The organism is Pseudomonas sp. NPDC088444, from assembly GCF_044900175.1.
Classification (GTDB): Bacteria; Pseudomonadota; Gammaproteobacteria; order Pseudomonadales; family Pseudomonadaceae; genus Aquipseudomonas.
In genome coordinates this window covers 286943-303248 of the sequence record NZ_JBJDNK010000003.1, presented here as the reverse complement: position 1 = coordinate 303248, position 16306 = coordinate 286943, and the positions used below count along the sequence as shown (strand labels likewise).

The 16306-nt window shown below is 58.5% G+C and carries 14 protein-coding genes and 1 pseudogene; 11 read left to right on the top strand and 4 right to left on the bottom strand.

Annotated elements, in window-relative coordinates:
• Positions 1 to 626: 626 nt before the first annotated feature.
• The 4 genes from ACI2KB_RS08340 to ACI2KB_RS08325 all read left to right on the top strand — a co-directional run bounded on the left by ACI2KB_RS08340 (position 627) and on the right by ACI2KB_RS08325 (position 2549).
• A complete protein-coding gene (locus tag ACI2KB_RS08340; protein WP_404633288.1) occupies positions 627 to 806 on the top strand; it encodes a hypothetical protein in 180 nt (59 codons plus the stop codon).
• 259 nt (positions 807 to 1065) lie between these two features.
• Positions 1066 to 1629, top strand: a complete 564-nt coding sequence (locus ACI2KB_RS08335; protein WP_404633286.1) for a hypothetical protein — start codon at positions 1066 to 1068, stop codon at positions 1627 to 1629.
• Positions 1630 to 1823: 194 nt separating this feature from the next.
• Positions 1824 to 2111 (top strand): hypothetical protein, encoded by a 288-nt coding sequence (locus ACI2KB_RS08330; protein ID WP_404633284.1) that lies wholly within the window; start codon positions 1824 to 1826, stop codon positions 2109 to 2111.
• 90 nt (positions 2112 to 2201) lie between these two features.
• Complete coding sequence (locus ACI2KB_RS08325; protein WP_404633282.1) at positions 2202 to 2549, top strand: hypothetical protein; 348 nt, start codon at positions 2202 to 2204, stop codon at positions 2547 to 2549.
• Positions 2550 to 2667: 118 nt separating this feature from the next.
• Here the strand turns inward: ACI2KB_RS08325 and ACI2KB_RS08320 are convergent, their stop codons facing one another.
• Positions 2668 to 3105: a RidA family protein gene (locus ACI2KB_RS08320; RefSeq protein ID WP_404633280.1), complete on the bottom strand. Its 438-nt coding sequence runs from the start codon at positions 3103 to 3105 to the stop codon at positions 2668 to 2670.
• 29 nt (positions 3106 to 3134) lie between these two features.
• The gene (locus tag ACI2KB_RS08315; protein WP_404633278.1) at positions 3135 to 4457 is read right to left on the bottom strand and encodes a flavin-containing monooxygenase; all 1323 of its coding nucleotides are present in this window, start codon (positions 4455 to 4457) and stop codon (positions 3135 to 3137) included.
• A 290-nt stretch (positions 4458 to 4747) separates the two neighbouring features.
• On the opposite strand from ACI2KB_RS08315, the pseudogene ACI2KB_RS08310 reads away from it, so the two are divergent.
• Positions 4748 to 6193, top strand: a pseudogene (locus ACI2KB_RS08310) (EAL domain-containing protein); the annotation flags it as partial.
• Here ACI2KB_RS08310 and ACI2KB_RS08305 read toward each other — a convergent pair.
• Complete coding sequence (locus ACI2KB_RS08305; protein WP_404633276.1) at positions 6166 to 6777, bottom strand: TetR/AcrR family transcriptional regulator; 612 nt, start codon at positions 6775 to 6777, stop codon at positions 6166 to 6168. The pseudogene ACI2KB_RS08310 and the gene ACI2KB_RS08305 overlap by 28 nt on opposite strands.
• A gap of 185 nt (positions 6778 to 6962) precedes the next feature.
• Here ACI2KB_RS08305 and ACI2KB_RS08300 point away from each other — a divergent pair, with 185 nt between their 5' ends.
• The 3 genes from ACI2KB_RS08300 (at position 6963) to argE (ending at position 10367) form a co-directional block, all read left to right on the top strand.
• Positions 6963 to 8345 carry an aspartate aminotransferase family protein gene (locus ACI2KB_RS08300; protein WP_404633274.1) on the top strand — a complete coding sequence of 461 codons (1383 nt, stop codon included), beginning with the start codon at positions 6963 to 6965 and terminating at the stop codon, positions 8343 to 8345.
• 171 nt (positions 8346 to 8516) lie between these two features.
• Positions 8517 to 9191 (top strand): DUF1028 domain-containing protein, encoded by a 675-nt coding sequence (locus ACI2KB_RS08295; RefSeq protein ID WP_404633272.1) that lies wholly within the window; start codon positions 8517 to 8519, stop codon positions 9189 to 9191.
• A 27-nt stretch (positions 9192 to 9218) separates the two neighbouring features.
• Entirely contained in the window at positions 9219 to 10367 is a 1149-nt protein-coding gene (argE, locus tag ACI2KB_RS08290) for an acetylornithine deacetylase (protein WP_404633576.1), read from the top strand.
• A 139-nt stretch (positions 10368 to 10506) separates the two neighbouring features.
• On the opposite strand, the gene ACI2KB_RS08285 is transcribed toward argE, so the two are convergent.
• Positions 10507 to 11412, bottom strand: a complete 906-nt coding sequence (locus ACI2KB_RS08285; protein ID WP_404633270.1) for a LysR family transcriptional regulator — start codon at positions 11410 to 11412, stop codon at positions 10507 to 10509.
• 271 nt (positions 11413 to 11683) lie between these two features.
• Between ACI2KB_RS08285 and ACI2KB_RS08280 the strand changes: the two genes are divergently transcribed.
• Genes ACI2KB_RS08280 through ACI2KB_RS08270 form a run of 3 tightly spaced genes read left to right on the top strand, consistent with a single transcriptional unit; the run spans position 11684 to position 16233 of the window.
• Positions 11684 to 13174, top strand: a complete 1491-nt coding sequence (locus ACI2KB_RS08280) for an aldehyde dehydrogenase (RefSeq protein ID WP_404633268.1) — start codon at positions 11684 to 11686, stop codon at positions 13172 to 13174.
• A 30-nt stretch (positions 13175 to 13204) separates the two neighbouring features.
• The gene (locus ACI2KB_RS08275) at positions 13205 to 14605 is read left to right on the top strand and encodes a purine-cytosine permease family protein (protein ID WP_404633266.1); all 1401 of its coding nucleotides are present in this window, start codon (positions 13205 to 13207) and stop codon (positions 14603 to 14605) included.
• Positions 14602 to 16233: a GMC family oxidoreductase gene (locus ACI2KB_RS08270; RefSeq protein ID WP_404633264.1), complete on the top strand. Its 1632-nt coding sequence runs from the start codon at positions 14602 to 14604 to the stop codon at positions 16231 to 16233. The genes ACI2KB_RS08275 and ACI2KB_RS08270 overlap by 4 nt, the downstream gene beginning before the upstream one ends.
• The last annotated feature ends 73 nt before the right edge of the window (positions 16234 to 16306 follow it).

The window sequence follows — 16306 nt, the reverse complement described above, 5'->3', positions numbered from 1 at the left end:
AAATCATTGAATTGAGAGGGTGGCGAAATATCGACTATCGAGAACCAACCTTGAGCCTCTCGGAGATTAAGTATCATCTAGCGACTGCAGGACCAGATTGGGAAATACAGCTGACGTTCACATCTCTCGTCTTCCAGCAATTCAGGACTTATAAAGAGGCATGCTCCATGAAAACGCTACGGCACTCAATGCCTGTACGTCGACACCGAACACACTTTGGATTACCACTCGGGTGAAGAAGCCCGTATAACAAGCTACTGGAAGGTTTATCGAAACGGGGAAGTACAATGTAGAATTGCGCCTGAAGGATTCATAAAATACGAGAAAATTGTAGACAGCCCAGTTTTCGTTGATGGCAGACTTGTAAACGCACCCACCTAGGAGACGCGATGAGAATAAGCAACTCGATACACCCTAAAGAATCACTGGGCGGCATCCGTATCGGAGAGTAAATTGACGAAATACTAGCTCTCCTTCCCAGCGATTACAAAGTATATAGAGACAACAATTCGACCACCATTAATGGGGGCTTTATCACTGCCTACCATGACCTACAAGGCATTATTTCAGCATTATCTTGTAACTCAAGCCTTACCGGAAACTACCGAGAAAAGGTTTGGCCAGGGATGACCGTCGCAGAGCTACTCACCCATGCTAGAATACAAATTGCATGGTCTGGCTTCATTCAAGTTTATTCCATTGAAGGTATCGGACTATCGCTTCCTGCCGACCATGATAACTTTGAACATCTAGCTGAAGAATTTGACGAAAAATTCGTTTTTTCCGAACTCTGGATTTACCCATAACAGATCCAAAACAGTGAAACTTCGAACAAAACAAAAAAATACAGTTAAAACTTTCCCATCAACGCTCCAAACACAGCGCAGGCACAGAGAAAAGAGCTATCAGATATCAGGAGGGAAACGTCCGCACTTCGTATTGATAAATGTGGACGAGTCATTATTGGAGTATACACCCGGATACGGGCATGCTCGGCATTCCCCATTATCACGCTACTGGACGAGTCCACGCCCAAATTATAAGCAGCGAGGAAATAATATTCAAATGACAGATACAACATTGGAACAAATTATAGAGTTCCCGATCAAGCAAGGTGAGATCTTTACAGAACAACCACTCCTCCCCCAAGCCTACGGCCTTTGCTATCAGTACGATGTTGATCAGCATGGCTATGGCCCCTATGGGTTCAATACCACCAGTGCCTCCAACTTTCTGCGCACACTTTTCCCTAACTTTCTCCGTTGGGAGCCTGAGCGCAAAATTTTGGAGAATACGATAGAACCCACTCAAGAGGGCATATACTTTTCAAAAATACAACCACACACGTCCATACTCGAAGTAGAACTAGAACATCATAAAAAGAATGTAAAAATATATTTGCTTCGTGAAAAATATGAAAAAAACGACACTCTTACCGCTCAACGAACAAAATCCGCACTAGTAGAATCAACCAAACATAAAAAAATATCAGCAGAAGTCATTTCAACATTCATTACCCACAAGCAATTCTTTCTTATAAACCATTTTTTCATGAGCGACGCAAGGAGCACCTTAATTTTTTTGATAGAAAAATCCAAACAGCCGCAAAAAAAATCGCAAAAGACATAAATCTAAATTATATCACCTTAAATTCTATGAACAATTTAGCACCGTGGTAAACACATGCTTTAAAGCATCAGAACGAGTCCATGGCCACGACGATCCAAAAGGCACGGGGCACGGCCATGGTGAGCTTCCACACATAAATATCAAACGTTCAGATGGGACGATGTGCGTATCGATATCACCAACTAATACCATTCATGAATAACATCAAAGTATCAATTGAGTCCGGAAAGCGCAGGGGCTATCAAGAGGTTCGCACCACTGGATCGACGTCATATCTTTTCCAATACGCAATAAAGAAAGAGAGACATCTTTATCAAACGTATACGTTAAAAATAGACGAAACAAAATTTGATGTATTTGAGGACTACGCAGAAGAAGAGGTACAAACATTTCAAACGCTTGAAAAGGCTTTCGAGCACCTGATTACCAAAGGCGCAGATATAGCGAAGCTGGCGGCAATAAAAAACACATTGCCATTTTGATCAAGCCGCCTTGCTTAATAAGCGGATTGCAAAATCAATCCCACCCACCATTTGAAATAGCTAACCCTTATAGAAAACTTGAAAACCAAAATGCCACCTACAAAAGAAAAGAACAAATTAAGAAAAACAAATAGAAAAATAATCATCACAGGCAAACAAGCGATCAAAGCATTGCAGGAAATAGGATTCATGTTTATCTCGTTGAGACAAATGGAAGACTATTACTTTTACAAAGAAATCGAGGCACCAGGTCAAGATCCGGGCACTCGCGCTCGAGAAATCTCTCGTTTCGTAACCCAAAACAGCTTCATTAACAGGCTTGCGGTGGTACGAAAGACAATTTCAGAAAGATTCGATAATTCGTTGGGCAACGATGATATGAGCGACAGCGAGCGTGCGATGGAGCACCTTACATTCTGGGAGAAGCTTGGAGACTAATATTTCCAGGCACGTCTCTAACGGGTTATTTTTCGAGCGGAAACTCCGTTATTAACCGTTTTCAGACAGTTACTCACGATGCAGGCCATCAACCTGACCCACATCGCCTCGCCTAAACTCACCCCACCTTCGGCTCCCACCCCTCCGGCACCACCGCAATCACATCAATCTCCATCAACCACTGTGGCTGGCCCAGCCCCGAAATCACCAGTCCGGTCGAAATCGGAAACACCCCTTTCAGCCACTTGCCCACTTCCTGATACACCGGCTCGCGGTAGCGCGGGTCGATGATGTAGGTAGTGGTTTTGACGATGTGGGACAGGTCCGACCCCGCTTCTTCCAGCAGTTGTTTGACGTTTTTCATGGCTTGTTCGGCCTGGGCACGGGGGTCGCCGAGGCCGACGAGGTTGCCGTCGAAGTCGGTGCCGATCTGGCCGCGGACGTAGACGGTATTGCCCGCGCGGACGGCCTGGCAAAGGTCGTTGTCCAGCGACTGGTTCGGGTAGGTGTCCTTGGTGTTGAACATGCGGATGCGGGTGTGGGTCGGTTGTGCCATGTGGGGCGTCTCCAAAAAGGTGAAAAGGATCAGGCGCTGACGGTTCTGACCGGGCTTGGCGCGATAACGGGCGCGCGCTGTTCGGCGTCACGTTGAGCGGCATCGCGGTAGGTCAGGTATTGGCGTTGAATGGCGATGTGATCGGCGACGTATTTGGCGTCGTGCCAGACGCCCCAGATGAACGACGACCCGCGGCGGGACTGCCACGGCAGGCCCAGGAAGTAGATCCCCGCCTCGGTCGACACACCACGTTGGTGCACCGGTTTGCCTTTGGCGTCGAACGCATCGATCTTGAGCCAACTGTAGTCAGTGGCAAATCCGGTGGCCCAGATGATGGTCGTGATGCCAGCTTTGGCCAGGTCCAGTTCCAGAATGGGCCGGGTGATGCAGTCGGAATCGGGAAAAATCCGACGCGCTTCGGGTTCCAGCGGCAAGTCCAGGCCGTTGCGCGCGATGTAGGCATCGGCGGCGTCGAGGACGGCCAGGTAGTTGTCGTCGCCGCGCTTGAGGTTGTCGATCAGGTCGGGCTGAAAACGCGCGACACCGTTGTCGAACGAACGGGTCACGCCCACCAGTTTCATGCCGCGCTGAGCCAGCTCGCGGAAATTCACGGTGCGCCCGCCATGGGCGCCGCTGACCGCAATCGTCACGTGTTCTCGACCCGGTTTCATGGCCGCCTGGTCCCACTCGCCCAAGACGCCCAGCCACCAGCAGAAATCCCGGTTGCGGTAGGCGCGTGGGGGACGGTCATGCTGGCCCACGGAGAGATACACCTCACGTCCGGCCCGTTGCAATTCATCGGCGATCTGCGTGCCAGACGAGCCAGCGCCTACCACCAGCACGGCGCCTTCGGGCAACTGTTGAGGATTACGGTACTGCGCAGAGTGAATCTGGTGGAGGCGTGCATCGTCAGGGGCGATGGCCGGAATCACCGGGCGCTGAAACGGCCCCGTGGCCACGACCACGCGACGGGCATCGATCACACCGTCAGAGGTTTCGACGGTAAAGCCCGGCCGCCCTACGTTGCGCTCGACCTTGCGCACCTCGACCCCTGTGCGGATCGGCGCTTTGAATTTACGGGCGTAGGCCTCGAAATAATCCGCAACCCGCTCTTTCGGTGCGAAGCCGTCCGGGCTCAGGTCGTCGAACTCAAGGCCCGGAAAGCGATCGTGCCAGGCGGGACCGTTGGCCACCAGCGAGTCCCAGCGCCCAGTACGCCACGCTTCGGCAATGCGGTTGCGCTCCAGCACCAGGTGAGGGATGCCCAATGCACTCAAGTGCTCGCTCATGGCCACGCCAGCCTGACCGGCGCCGACCACGAGGGTATCGATTTCTAAGTTTGCAGCTGTCATACCTGTGTCCTTCACGAAGGCGGGTGTGGGCGCATTCTGTGCAGGATCAGGGGATAGCGAAATTATGATTTTTGTCGTCGCAGAGCAGGAAAAAGCTAGGGGTTGCGTCAGGTATGAACGCCCTTCCGGGCGATGAGGTGCACTCAACCTCTTCAAAGGGCCGCCGATAGTTATACAGAAAACCGATTTTGCATAAGTTTCGGGCCATACTCTGCCGCCGTCAGCGCGCCCTTTCTTTTTCCCGGTGTTCCCATGCAGTTAATCCAAGATTCCGATGCCATGTACCGCTTAAGGACATAACGGAACTGCGCCAGAACGAAGTGCAGGTGCTGGAAACCAAAGAGCTGGCCGAAAAACGCAGCGCCGAGCTGGGCTCGCTGTCGGGCTTCCTCGATTCGGTGATCGCCAACATTCCCGCCAGCGTCGTGGTACAGGACGTGCGATCACACAAGATTCTGCTGGCGAATCAGCAGGCCGAGCGGCTGTTCGCGTCGACGAAAATGGTCGGACGCTTCGCCAGTGAATGCCTGCGGCCGGAAGTGGCTGACTACCTCAATCAGCAAATGAGTCAGGGACTTGTGCAGGGTGAGGTCCGAATTTCGGAAATGCCCGTCGAAACCGCCGAAGGCCTGCGCACGTTGCGCAGCCGTACCGTGTTGAATCAGGGCACCTACAACCATTCGGATTACGTGCTGTACGTGGCTGAGGACGTGACCGCTGAACTGGCAGCCCAACGCCTGATTCAAGTGATTCGCCCGCCCTTTCTGATCGATGGGCACAGTTGCTCGGTGGGTGTCAGCGTCGGGATCGCGCTGTCGCCAGAGGACCACGACCGCCCCGAGCAATTGATGGGCTACGCCGACATGGCGCTCTATGAAGCCAAGCGCAATGGCCGCAACCGCTTCGAACGCTTCCGCCCGGCCCTCGATGAGACCGCTCGTCAGCGTCGCTCGATGGAGGCTGACCTGCGAACCGCCCTGCATCTGGGCCATCTGAAGCCGCATTACCAACCCATTGTCAGCCGCGACGGCAACGAGATTTCTGGCTATGAGGCGCTGATTCGCTGGATGCACCCGACCAAAGGCCTGATTGCGCCCATGGACTTCATCCCGATGGCCGAAGAAACCGGCCTGATCCACGAAGCCGGCAGTCGCGTGCTGAATCTGGCGTGTCAGGATGCAGCCACTTGGGGCACGCAACAAAAAGTCTCGGTCAACCTGTCACCGGTCCAGTTCAAGAACCCCGGCCTGCTGGCCAGCGTGGAGCTGGCGCTGGCCGACTCGGGCCTGGCACCGCGGCGACTGGAGCTGGAAATCACGGAATCCGTACTGCTCGGCGACAGCGACGAAAACGTCGCGATTCTGCGGGCGCTGAAAGGGCTGGGCGTCGCCATCTCGCTGGACGATTTCGGCACCGGATATTCGTCGCTGGGTTATCTGCGTTCGTTTCCGTTCGACCGGATCAAGATCGACCGTTCGTTCGTGCGGGACATGGCGGAAAACAAAGAGGCTTTGGCGATCATCCGGGCCGTCACCGGCATGGGCAACAGCCTGATGATCGAGACGACGGCCGAAGGCGTGGAAACGGTCGAACAGATGGAGCAGTTGAGGGCCGAAGGTTGCTCACACTTCCAGGGCTTTCTCTTCGGGCGCCCGGTGCCGTCGGACGAACGCCTCACCGAGCTTGACGAGGCCCTTTCGTCAAAGGATCAAGACACGTCGCTCAACATCCCGTGACACATCAACTCTAAAACGCTGCGCATGTGCGCAGCATGAGCCTCGCGGTCTGGCACGGGTTCAGTGGCCAATCGGATAAAGGCGAGGTTCGCGTACTGATTGAACAGGGTCGCCGCCACCTCGATGTCAACGGATTCACGCACCTTACCCAACTCGCGAAAATGCAACAGCAACCCCTTGGCCGCTTCCACGACTGCCGCATTCCAGGGCTGAAACGTCTGGGACAGCTCACCCGTGAACAGGAACGGCGCCAACTCTCGCCACAATGAAGCGGGCATCGCTTGCAACTGGTAATGCGTCATCAGCCCTTCAAGCTCGCACAAGGCGTCGAGGGGATCGGAGTTTTCGTCCAGATTCGCCCTCGCCTCGCGCATGGCCTGTTCATCGGGGGCCTTCAACAGCGCCAGCAGGATTTCCTGTTTGCCGCCGAAGTAATTGACCACCGTGGGTGCGGAGACCCCCGCCTGAATGGCGATTTGTTCCAACGTTGTCGCGCCAAAACCGTTGGCCTTGAACAGAATCAACGCAGCTTCCGCGATGTCCTGTCTACGCTGTTCCTTCTGTCGCTCTCTGAGCCCTGTCATGTCGTTCTGCGCTGGCAATACGGGCTGTGGAGCGTACGAAATTTACTTGGCATTGAAAAATATTTTATTTACAAAAATATTGTTATCTGACAAAACTTGCGACACATCCACCCCGGCACGCCCTCGCCGCCTCACAAAAACGCCATGAACCCAGGCAAAGGGCGACCACACTCTGGAGAAGCGCAATGTCCCTTGAACTCGACCCTACCCGCACCACACGCGACTATCAGGCGTCCGATGCCGCCCACCACATTCACGCGTTCGTCGATCAGAAAGCGCTGAATGAAGAAGGCCCGCGGGTAATGGTCAGAGGCGATCGGCTGTCGCTGTGGGACAACGACGGCAAGCGTTATCTGGATGGCATGTCGGGGCTGTGGTGCACCAACCTCGGCTACGGGCGCAAAGACCTGGCTGCCGCCGCCAGCGCGCAACTGGAGCAACTGCCCTACTACAACATGTTCTTCCACACCACCCACCCGGCGGTGATCGAACTCTCTGAACTGCTGTTCAGCCTGCTGCCTGATCACTACAGCCACGCGATCTACACCAACTCCGGGTCCGAGGCCAACGAGGTGCTGATTCGCACCGTGCGCAAGTTCTGGCAAGTCATGGGCAAACCCGAGAAGAAGGTCATGATCGGCCGCTGGAACGGCTATCACGGGTCGACCCTGGCCGCGACCGCACTGGGTGGCATGAAATTCATGCATGAAATGGGCGGCACCATTCCCAACGTCGCGCACATCGATGAACCGTACTGGTTTGCCCATGAAGGCAAGCTGAGCCCGGAAGAGTTCGGCCTGCGTGCGGCCCGCCAATTGGAGGACAAGATTCTTGAGCTGGGCGCTGACAAAGTCGCCGCGTTTGTCGCCGAACCATTTCAAGGCGCAGGCGGGATGATCATTCCGCCAGCGACCTACTGGCCGGAAATCCAACGCATCTGCCGTCAATACGACGTGCTGCTGTGCGCCGACGAAGTGATCGGCGGCTTCGGGCGCACTGGCGAATGGTTCGCCCATCAGGCGCTCGGGTTCGAGCCTGACACCCTGTCCATCGCCAAGGGCCTGACCTCGGGCTACATCCCCATGGGCGGGCTGATCCTGTCGCGCCGCATGGCCGAAGCGCTGGTGGAAAAGGGCGGCGTATTTGCCCACGGCCTGACCTACTCCGGCCACCCGGTGGCGGCCGCCGTGGCCATCGCCAACCTCAAGGCGTTGCGCGACGAGGGCGTGGTCGCCAGAGTCAAGGCCGAAACCGGGCCGTACCTGCAAAACTGCCTGCGCGAGGTGTTCGGTAATCACCCACTGGTGGGCGAGGTTCAGGGCGTTGGGCTGGTAGCCGCGTTGCAGTTCGCTGAAGACAAAGCGACTCGCAAGCGCTTCGCCAACGAGAACGACATCGCCTGGCGCTGCCGCACCATCGGTTTCGAAGAAGGCGTGATCATTCGCTCGACCTTGGGCCGCATGATCATGGCCCCGGCGCTGGTGGCCACTCGCGCGGAACTGGACGAGTTGGTGGACAAGACCCGCATCGCCGTCGACCGCACGGCGCGGGAGTATGGACGCCTGTAACGCGCTCAGAGGCTGATAAGGTTTTACCTAACCAGCCTCCACAAAAATCCTCGTTTCGTCAGGGCCAGCGTCTCGACAGAATGCAGCCATGTCCCATCCTCGCCCAAGCCGTGCCCTACGCATGGCGCGGGCGATGGATGGCGGGTCTGGACGAATCAGGATACTCACACCATGACGTTTTCAATCGTCGGCCGCTGCGCCGAAACCGGGCAACTGGGCATCGCTATCAGTTCTTCCAGCATCGCCGTGGGCGCTCGCTGCCCTTGGCTGCGGCCAGGCGTGGGCGCTGTTTCCACGCAGAACATCACCCTCCCCGCACTGGGCCCACAGGTGCTCGACCAACTGGAAAATGGCCTGTCGCCCGCCGACGCGCTGGACAAGGCGCTGACCAGCAATGGCTACAGCCAGTTTCGTCAGGTGACGGCCATCGATCATCTGGGCCGTGCCGCGCATTTCAGCGGCAGCGAAACCCTGGGCACGCACAACGCCGTGGTGGGCGAGCAATGCGTCGGCGCAGGCAACATGCTGGCGGACCGCGCAGTGATCGAGGTGCTGGTGCAGACGTTCGAAAACAGCGGTGGGCAACTGGCTGACCGCTTGATCGCAGCGATGCAAGTCGCTGTCGCTGCCGGTGGTGAGGCCGGCCCCGTGCACTCGGCAGCCATGGTCGTGGTGGGCGAACTGACCTGGCCGATCATCGACCTGCGGGTCGACTGGGCCGATGAAGACCCCATCGGCAAACTGGCCCAACTGTGGACCGACTACCGCCCGCAGATGCAGGATTACATCACCCGTGCCCTCGACCCGACCAAGGCCCCGAGCTATGGCGTGCCGGGCGACGAATGACAGAGAGCGCCATCCATGAGTGATCGCATGAACGACAGCCGGAATCTGCTGGCCGCGCTGGTAGGGTTCGACACCACCAGCCGCGAGTCGAATCTGCAATTGATCGAGTTCGTGCGCGACTACCTCGCACAACACGATGTGCCTTGCGAGCTGATCTACAACGAGCAGCGCAGCAAGGCCAATCTGTTCGCCACCCTTGGCCCTGCGGAGTTGCCCGGCATCGTGCTGTCTGGCCATACGGACGTGGTGCCGGTGGACGGCCAGCCCTGGACAGTGCCGCAGTTCGAATTGACGGAGCGAGACGGCAAGCTGTTCGGGCGCGGCACGGCGGACATGAAAGGCTACATCGCCTGCGTGCTGGCGGCGGTGCCTGAATTGTTGGCCAAACCACTGCGCATGCCCGTGCACATTGCGCTGTCCTACGACGAAGAAGTGGGCTGTCTGGGCGTGCGCTCCCTGCTGAGCGAACTGGAAAAGCGCCCGGTGAAACCGCTGCTGTGCATCATCGGCGAACCCACCGAACTCAAGCCCGTTCTGGGCCACAAAGGCAAACTGGCGATGCGCTGCGACGTGCACGGCGCAGCCTGCCATTCGGCCTATGCGCCACAGGGCGTGAACGCCATCGAATATGCCGCCGAGCTGATCGGTGAACTGGGTCGCATCGGCACAACGCTGCGTGCGCCCGAATTGCACGACACGCGTTTCGACCCACCCTTCACGACCGTGCAGACGGGCGTGATCAGTGGCGGCAAGGCGCTGAACATCGTACCCGCCGATTGCCGCTTCGATTTCGAGGTGCGCGCCCTGCCCGCCCACGACCCGCTCGATGTTGCGCAGCAGTTGCAACAGTATGCTCGGGAACAGGTATTGCCGCGTATGCAGGCGGTCAATCCCGGCAGCGACATTCGCTTCTGCGAGTTGTCGGCGTATCCGGGGCTGGCGACGGATGCCCGAAGTCAGGCGGCACGGTTGATCGCGCAGTTCTGTGGCTCGGAGGATTTCACGACCGTGGCGTTTGGCACCGAGGGCGGGCTGTTTGACGCCATCGGCATTCCAACGGTGGTTTGCGGCCCTGGGAGCATGGATCAAGGGCACAAGCCGGATGAGTTTGTCAGCGTTGAGCAACTGGATGCGTGCGATGCGATGTTGTGGCGGATGATTGAGACGTTGAGATAAATCTCACCTGCGAACAGCCATACCCTGTGGGAGTGAGCTTGCTCACGAAAGCATCCTGTCAGCCACCTTGGATGTGACGGTCCAAATGCATTCGTGAGCTAGCTCACTCCAACAGGTATGCACCACAGCCCGAATCCCTCTACTTTGGCGCCAGCTCTTCCCGGCAGTGATCGACAAACAACTGCGCCGGTTTGGTCAACTGCGAACGGCGTAGCCAGGCAGCAGACAAACCCGAACCGGTGACCTGTTCAGCCAGCGGCACGCACACCACTTTATGCCCGTCGTAGGTGTATTCGGAGTGAGGCCGTGTGACCAGAATCGAGAAACCAAAACCGGCCCCTACCATCCCGCGCACCATCTCGATCGACGGCGAGCTGAATTGGATGTGCGGCGTCAATCCGCGCTCTTCGAAGATACTCACGAAGTAGGTCCGGCTCGGCTGTACGTCCAGCAACACCATCGGCTCCAGAACCAGATCGTTGAGCGAGACCTTGGCCTGATGCGCGAAGCGATGCCCCTCTGGCAACAACGCATAGGGTTGCTGCGGCGCCATCAAGGGAACGGTGTCGATGGTGCTGTCCAGGTCGTGCTCGTAGAGAATCGCCAGGTCAATGCTGCCTGAGGTCAGCCCCTGCACCAGATCCTGTTGCTCGCCGTCACGCATGCGGATTTCAACCCCCGGCCAGCGCTCGCGAAATCCTGCAATCAATCGCGGCAGGTACAGCGGTGCCACGGTCTCGAAACAGCCGATGTCAATCTGCCCCGCCACCACGTCGTTGTCGGCCAGCGCGTTCTGCTCGAACTCATGGGCCACCCGCAACAACTCCTGCGCCTTGCGATAGAAGCGCGCGCCGCTCGGGGTCAACGAAACGCCCTGCGCGTGATGCCGAATGAATAGCTGCACGGCAAAGCTTTCTTCCAGATGCTTGATCGCGGTCGACACCGAAGGCTGCGCAATGTACAGCTTGCGCGAGGCCTCGGCCACGCTGCCGCATTCCACCGTGGTGACGAAATACTTGAGTTGTCGCAGGTTGTAGGCTGCCATTGAAACCTCGAAAGGGTGAACCGGATTGCAGATCCTTGCGCGTCATTCTGCGGTGTTCGCACGCGGCAGGAAACAAGCAAAATGCTGCCCATTGACGCTAAAAAAACTGACCTCAAAACAGTGCACGCAGGCACCGGAAAGGTGCGGTTTTACAGAGTTTTTTTATCGATAACGACCACATTTTTACTAATTTCCTACCCCCGTCACATCGCCCACTATCGACACCACTGATCGTGAACATGGCCCGCAGAGGCCATCGAAGGAGTGTGCAGTGACGGACTTCAAAAGCTGGCAACAGCGTGCAAAAAAACAGCGGGTGATCGATACCGCCTTGATCGCGGGCCTGCCGCACAACGCCCTGAGTGGCGAAACCTTCCCGGTGGTCAATCCGGCCACGAATCAATTGCTCGCCCACGTCGCCGCGTGCTCGGACGCCGATGTTGACGCCGCCGTGCACGTGGCCCGCCGTAGCTTCGAAAACGGCCCCTGGGCGCGCCTGCACCCAAGGGAGCGCAAGGCTGTTCTACTGCGCCTGTCCGCATTGATCCTGGAGCATCGTGAAGAGCTGGCGCTGCTGGATTCCCTGAGCATGGGCAAGCCGGTGATGGACGCCTACACCCTCGACGTGCCGGGCGCTGCCGGTGTGTTCGCCTGGTACGCCGAAAGCCTCGACAAACGGTACGACGAAGTCGCCCCCACCGGCCCCGGCACTTTGGCGACGATCACCCGCGTACCGCTGGGCGTGGTGGCCGCCGTGGTGCCGTGGAACTTCCCGCTGGACATGGCCGCCTGGAAACTCGCCCCTGCCCTCGCCGCAGGCAACAGTGTGATCCTCAAACCGGCGGAGCAATCGCCGTTCTCGGCGCTGCGTCTGGCCGAACTGGCGCTGGAAGCGGGCGTACCGGAAGGCGTGTTCAACGTCGTGACCGGGCTGGGTGAACAGGCCGGTCGTGCGTTGGGGCTGCACCCGGACGTGGACGCACTGGCGTTCACCGGCTCGACGCAAGTCGGCAAATACTTCATGCAGTACGCCGCCCAATCGAACCTCAAGCAAGTGTGGCTGGAGTGCGGCGGCAAGAGCCCGAATCTGGTGTTCGCCGACTGTCAGGACCTGGACCTGGCTGCCGAAAAGGCCGCGTTCGGGATTTTCTTCAATCAGGGCGAGGTCTGCTCGGCCAATTCGCGGCTGCTGGTGCAGCGTTCGATTCATGACGAGTTCGTCGAGCGTCTGATCGAGAAGGCGCGTCACTGGCAACCGGGCGATCCGCTGAATCCGGCGAGCAAAATGGGCGCCATCGTCGATGCGGGTCAGGCGGCTCGGATCATGGGCTACATCCAGAGCGCTCAGAACGACGGCGCCCGGCTGGTGGCGGGCGGGGATCGCGTGGTGATCAACGGTTCGAACAATTTCGTTCAGCCCACGCTGTTTACCGGGGTCACCCCGGACATGGCGCTGTCTCGCGAAGAGGTGTTTGGCCCGGTGCTGGCGATCACACCGTTCGACGACGAAGACCAGGCCGTGCAGATGGCCAACGATCACATCTATGGCTTGGCCGCTTCGGTCTGGAGCGACGACCTCAACCGCGCCCATCGCGTGGCCAGCCGCCTGAATGCCGGGACCGTATCGGTCAACACCGTGGACGCGCTGGACGTCAGCGTCCCGTTCGGTGGCGGTAAGCAATCCGGGTTTGGCCGCGATCTGTCGCTGCATTCCTTCGACAAGTACACCCAACTGAAGACCACCTGGTTTCAGTTGCGCTAAGCACTTCACCCGATCGTGAGAACCCCCTTCATGCACAACAATGACTCCAGAGCCGCCACGCTCGAACTGAGTACCATCCAACCCATCGCCGCCGACCAGCGCCATGGCCGCGCGCGCGATCTGTTCACCATCTGGTTCGGCTCCAACATCATGCTGCTGACCGTGGTCACCGGCGCCTTGGCTGTCACCGTGTTCAAGCTGCCTTTCATGGCGGCGATGATCGCGCTGGTCCTCGGTAACCTGATCGGCGGGATCTTCATGGCCCTGCACTCGGCACAAGGCCCGCAACTGGGCGTGCCGCAAATGGTGCAGACCCGTGGCCAGTTCGGCTCTTACGGTTCGCTGTTGGTGGTTGCCCTGGTAGTGATCATGTACCTCGGTTTCTTCGCCTCCAACCTGGTGCTCGGCGGGCAATCGCTGCACAGCCGCTACCCGCTGTTCAGCACCAATCAAGGCATCGTGCTGGTGGGGCTGATCAGCGTCGTGGCCACCGTATTCGGCTACCGCCTGATTCACGCCTACACACGCGTCATGTCGTACCTCTCGGGGGCGATTCTGCTGGTGTGTTTCGTCTGGATCGTCGCCGTTCACGGTCTGCCTGCAGACTTTCTGCAACGCAACGAAATGAGCGTCGCGGGCTTCCTCGGCACGCTGTCCGTCGCGGCGCTGTGGCAACTGGCGTACGCACCGTATGTCTCGGATTACTCGCGCTACATGCCCGCCGACACGGGCAGCAAGTCCGCGTTCTGGTCGAGCTACTGGGGCTGCTGCCTGGGGTCAATTCTGCCGATGGCGCTGGGGGTGATCGTCGGCCTGTGCGTGGAAGGCGACATCATCGCCGGGTTGATCGAAATGACCGGCAGCATCGCGACACTGGTGGTTGCGGTGTTCTCCATCGGCATCGCCGCCACCAACGCCATGAACCTGTACTGCGGCACCCTGTCGGCGATCACCGTCGGCCAGACGCTGGTGCCGAAATGGTCGGCAGGCGCGCTCTCCCGGGCGATCACCGCGCTGGTGTTGTTCTCGATTTCCCTGACGCTGGCGTTGCTGGGTCAGGACGACTTCATGGCCAACTACACCAACTTCATTCTGCTGCTGTTGTACGTGCTGGTGCCATGGACCGCGATCAACCTGGTGGACTACTACCTGGTCGCCCACGGCAGCTACGACGTGGCCTCGTTCTTCCGTCGCGACGGCGGCATCTACGGCTACTTCAACTGGACGGCGGTGGGTTGCTACGTACTGGGCATTCTGGTGCAAGTGCCGTTCATGGCCACCGAGCTGTACACCGGCGTCATCGCCAAGGCCATGGGCGGCGCGGACGTGTCGTGGATCGTCGGCCTGGCGGTGATTTCGCCGGTTTATTACCTGGCCAGTCAGCGCCGCAGCCGCAAGCAATCGATGAGCGCTCTGGGGAGAAACGCATGAAAACCGATTACGACTACATCATCGTCGGCGCGGGTTCGTCGGGCTGCGTACTGGCGAACCGGTTGAGCGCGGACCCGACCGTCAGCGTCTGCCTGATCGAAGCCGGTAGCCATGACAACAATCTGCGCATCCAGACACCTGCGGGCACCATCACGCTGTACAAGAGCAAAAAGTACAGCTGGAATTTCATCTCGGCACCGCAAAAGCACCTCAACGGCCGTTCGCTGCACACCCCGCGTGGCAAGGCGCTGGGCGGCTCCAGTTCGATGAACAGCATGATCTACATTCGTGGCCACGCCAGCGATTACGACCGCTGGGCGCAGGCCGGTTGCCCCGGCTGGGACTGGAACGGTGTGCTGCCCTACTTCAAGCAATCCGAGAACAACCGGCTCGGCCAGGACCCGCGCCTGCACGGCACCGGCGGCGAGTTGAACGTTGAAGCAGCTCGCGATCCCAACCCCGTGTCTCGCCTGTTCGTCAAGGCTGCACAACGGGTGGGCATTCGTCAGAACGATGACTTCAATGGCGAGACGCTGGAGGGCTGTGGCATCTACAACCTGACGCAAAAGGACGCCAAGCGCCTGTCGAGCTATCGGGCGTTTGTCGCGCCGGTACTGGATCGCCCCAACCTGACGGTGATCACCGATTGTTCGGTGCAATCGTTGATCCTCGAACAGCGCGTCGCCAAGGGCGTGAACGTGGTGTCGGACGGTCAGAAGCTCGCACTGAATGCGCGGCGTGAAGTGATTCTGTCGGCGGGTTCGCTCGGCAGCCCGAGCCTTTTGCTGGCGTCGGGCATCGGCCCTGCGGATGAGCTGAAAAATGCGGGCATCAAGGTCGAGCATGACCTGCCGGGCGTCGGCAAGAACCTGCAAGACCACATCGACGGGCTGGTCACCGTGCGCTCGAAAAGCCCCCTTACACTGGGCTTCTCGCTGGGGGCGCTGCCGAGCATTTTGCTGTCGCCGCTGCGCTATGTGTTGCGCAAGAAGGGCTGGTTGACGACCAACTACGTCGAGGCTGGGGGCTTTGCCCGCACGCCACTGACTGACGACTTGCCGGACGTGCAATTTCACTTCGTGCCGGGTTATCGCAGCCATCGCGGGCGGCTGTTCGAATGGGGTCATGGCTATGCCGTGCACACCTGTGTGCTGCGGCCCAAGAGCATTGGCGAGATCCGTCTGGACCGCAACGCGCAGCCGGTGATCGACTTCAACTTTCTCTCGGATCCGCAAGACGCTCGCGTGCTGATCGAGGGCCTGAAACTGGCGCGCAAGGTGTTGGCTGATCAAGCCTTCGACGGGATTCGTGGCAAGGAGATGCTGCCCGGTGCCGAGGTGCAGACCGATGAGCAATTGATGGCTTACGTGCGGGAATACGCCGCGACAGTGTTTCACCCGGTGGGCACCTGCAAGATGGGTGTCGACGCGATGAGCGTGGTCAGCCCGGAATTGAAGGTCCACGGAATCGAGGGGCTGCGGGTGGTCGACGCGTCAATCATGCCGACGCTGATCAGCGGCAATACCAATGCACCGTGCATCATGATCGGCGAGAAGGCGGCGGGGATGATTTTGGGTCGTGCTCCCAAGAGCGCTGCGGCTGCGATGGCTGAACACGCTGCTTATTGACCTGCGTACACCCGCTTCTGCCCGCCGGGCAGAAGCGGCATAGGTGGCGCTCATGAATGCGCCGCTCCCCACC

Bases quoted from the DNA above. Each gene is read 5' to 3' on its own strand.
- ACI2KB_RS08340 (WP_404633288.1), top strand. From the start codon at position 627: ATGACCGTCGCAGAGCTACTCACCCATGCTAGAATACAAATTGCATGG.
- ACI2KB_RS08335 (WP_404633286.1), top strand. From the start codon at position 1,066: ATGACAGATACAACATTGGAACAAATTATAGAGTTCCCGATCAAGCAA.
- ACI2KB_RS08330 (WP_404633284.1), top strand. From the start codon at position 1,824: ATGAATAACATCAAAGTATCAATTGAGTCCGGAAAGCGCAGGGGCTAT.
- ACI2KB_RS08325 (WP_404633282.1), top strand. From the start codon at position 2,202: ATGCCACCTACAAAAGAAAAGAACAAATTAAGAAAAACAAATAGAAAA.
- ACI2KB_RS08320 (WP_404633280.1), bottom strand. From the start codon at position 3,105: ATGGCACAACCGACCCACACCCGCATCCGCATGTTCAACACCAAGGAC.
- ACI2KB_RS08315 (WP_404633278.1), bottom strand. From the start codon at position 4,457: ATGACAGCTGCAAACTTAGAAATCGATACCCTCGTGGTCGGCGCCGGT.
- ACI2KB_RS08305 (WP_404633276.1), bottom strand. From the start codon at position 6,777: ATGACAGGGCTCAGAGAGCGACAGAAGGAACAGCGTAGACAGGACATC.
- ACI2KB_RS08300 (WP_404633274.1), top strand. From the start codon at position 6,963: ATGTCCCTTGAACTCGACCCTACCCGCACCACACGCGACTATCAGGCG.
- ACI2KB_RS08295 (WP_404633272.1), top strand. From the start codon at position 8,517: ATGACGTTTTCAATCGTCGGCCGCTGCGCCGAAACCGGGCAACTGGGC.
- argE (WP_404633576.1), top strand. From the start codon at position 9,219: ATGAACGACAGCCGGAATCTGCTGGCCGCGCTGGTAGGGTTCGACACC.
- ACI2KB_RS08285 (WP_404633270.1), bottom strand. From the start codon at position 11,412: ATGGCAGCCTACAACCTGCGACAACTCAAGTATTTCGTCACCACGGTG.
- ACI2KB_RS08275 (WP_404633266.1), top strand. From the start codon at position 13,205: ATGCACAACAATGACTCCAGAGCCGCCACGCTCGAACTGAGTACCATC.
- ACI2KB_RS08270 (WP_404633264.1), top strand. From the start codon at position 14,602: ATGAAAACCGATTACGACTACATCATCGTCGGCGCGGGTTCGTCGGGC.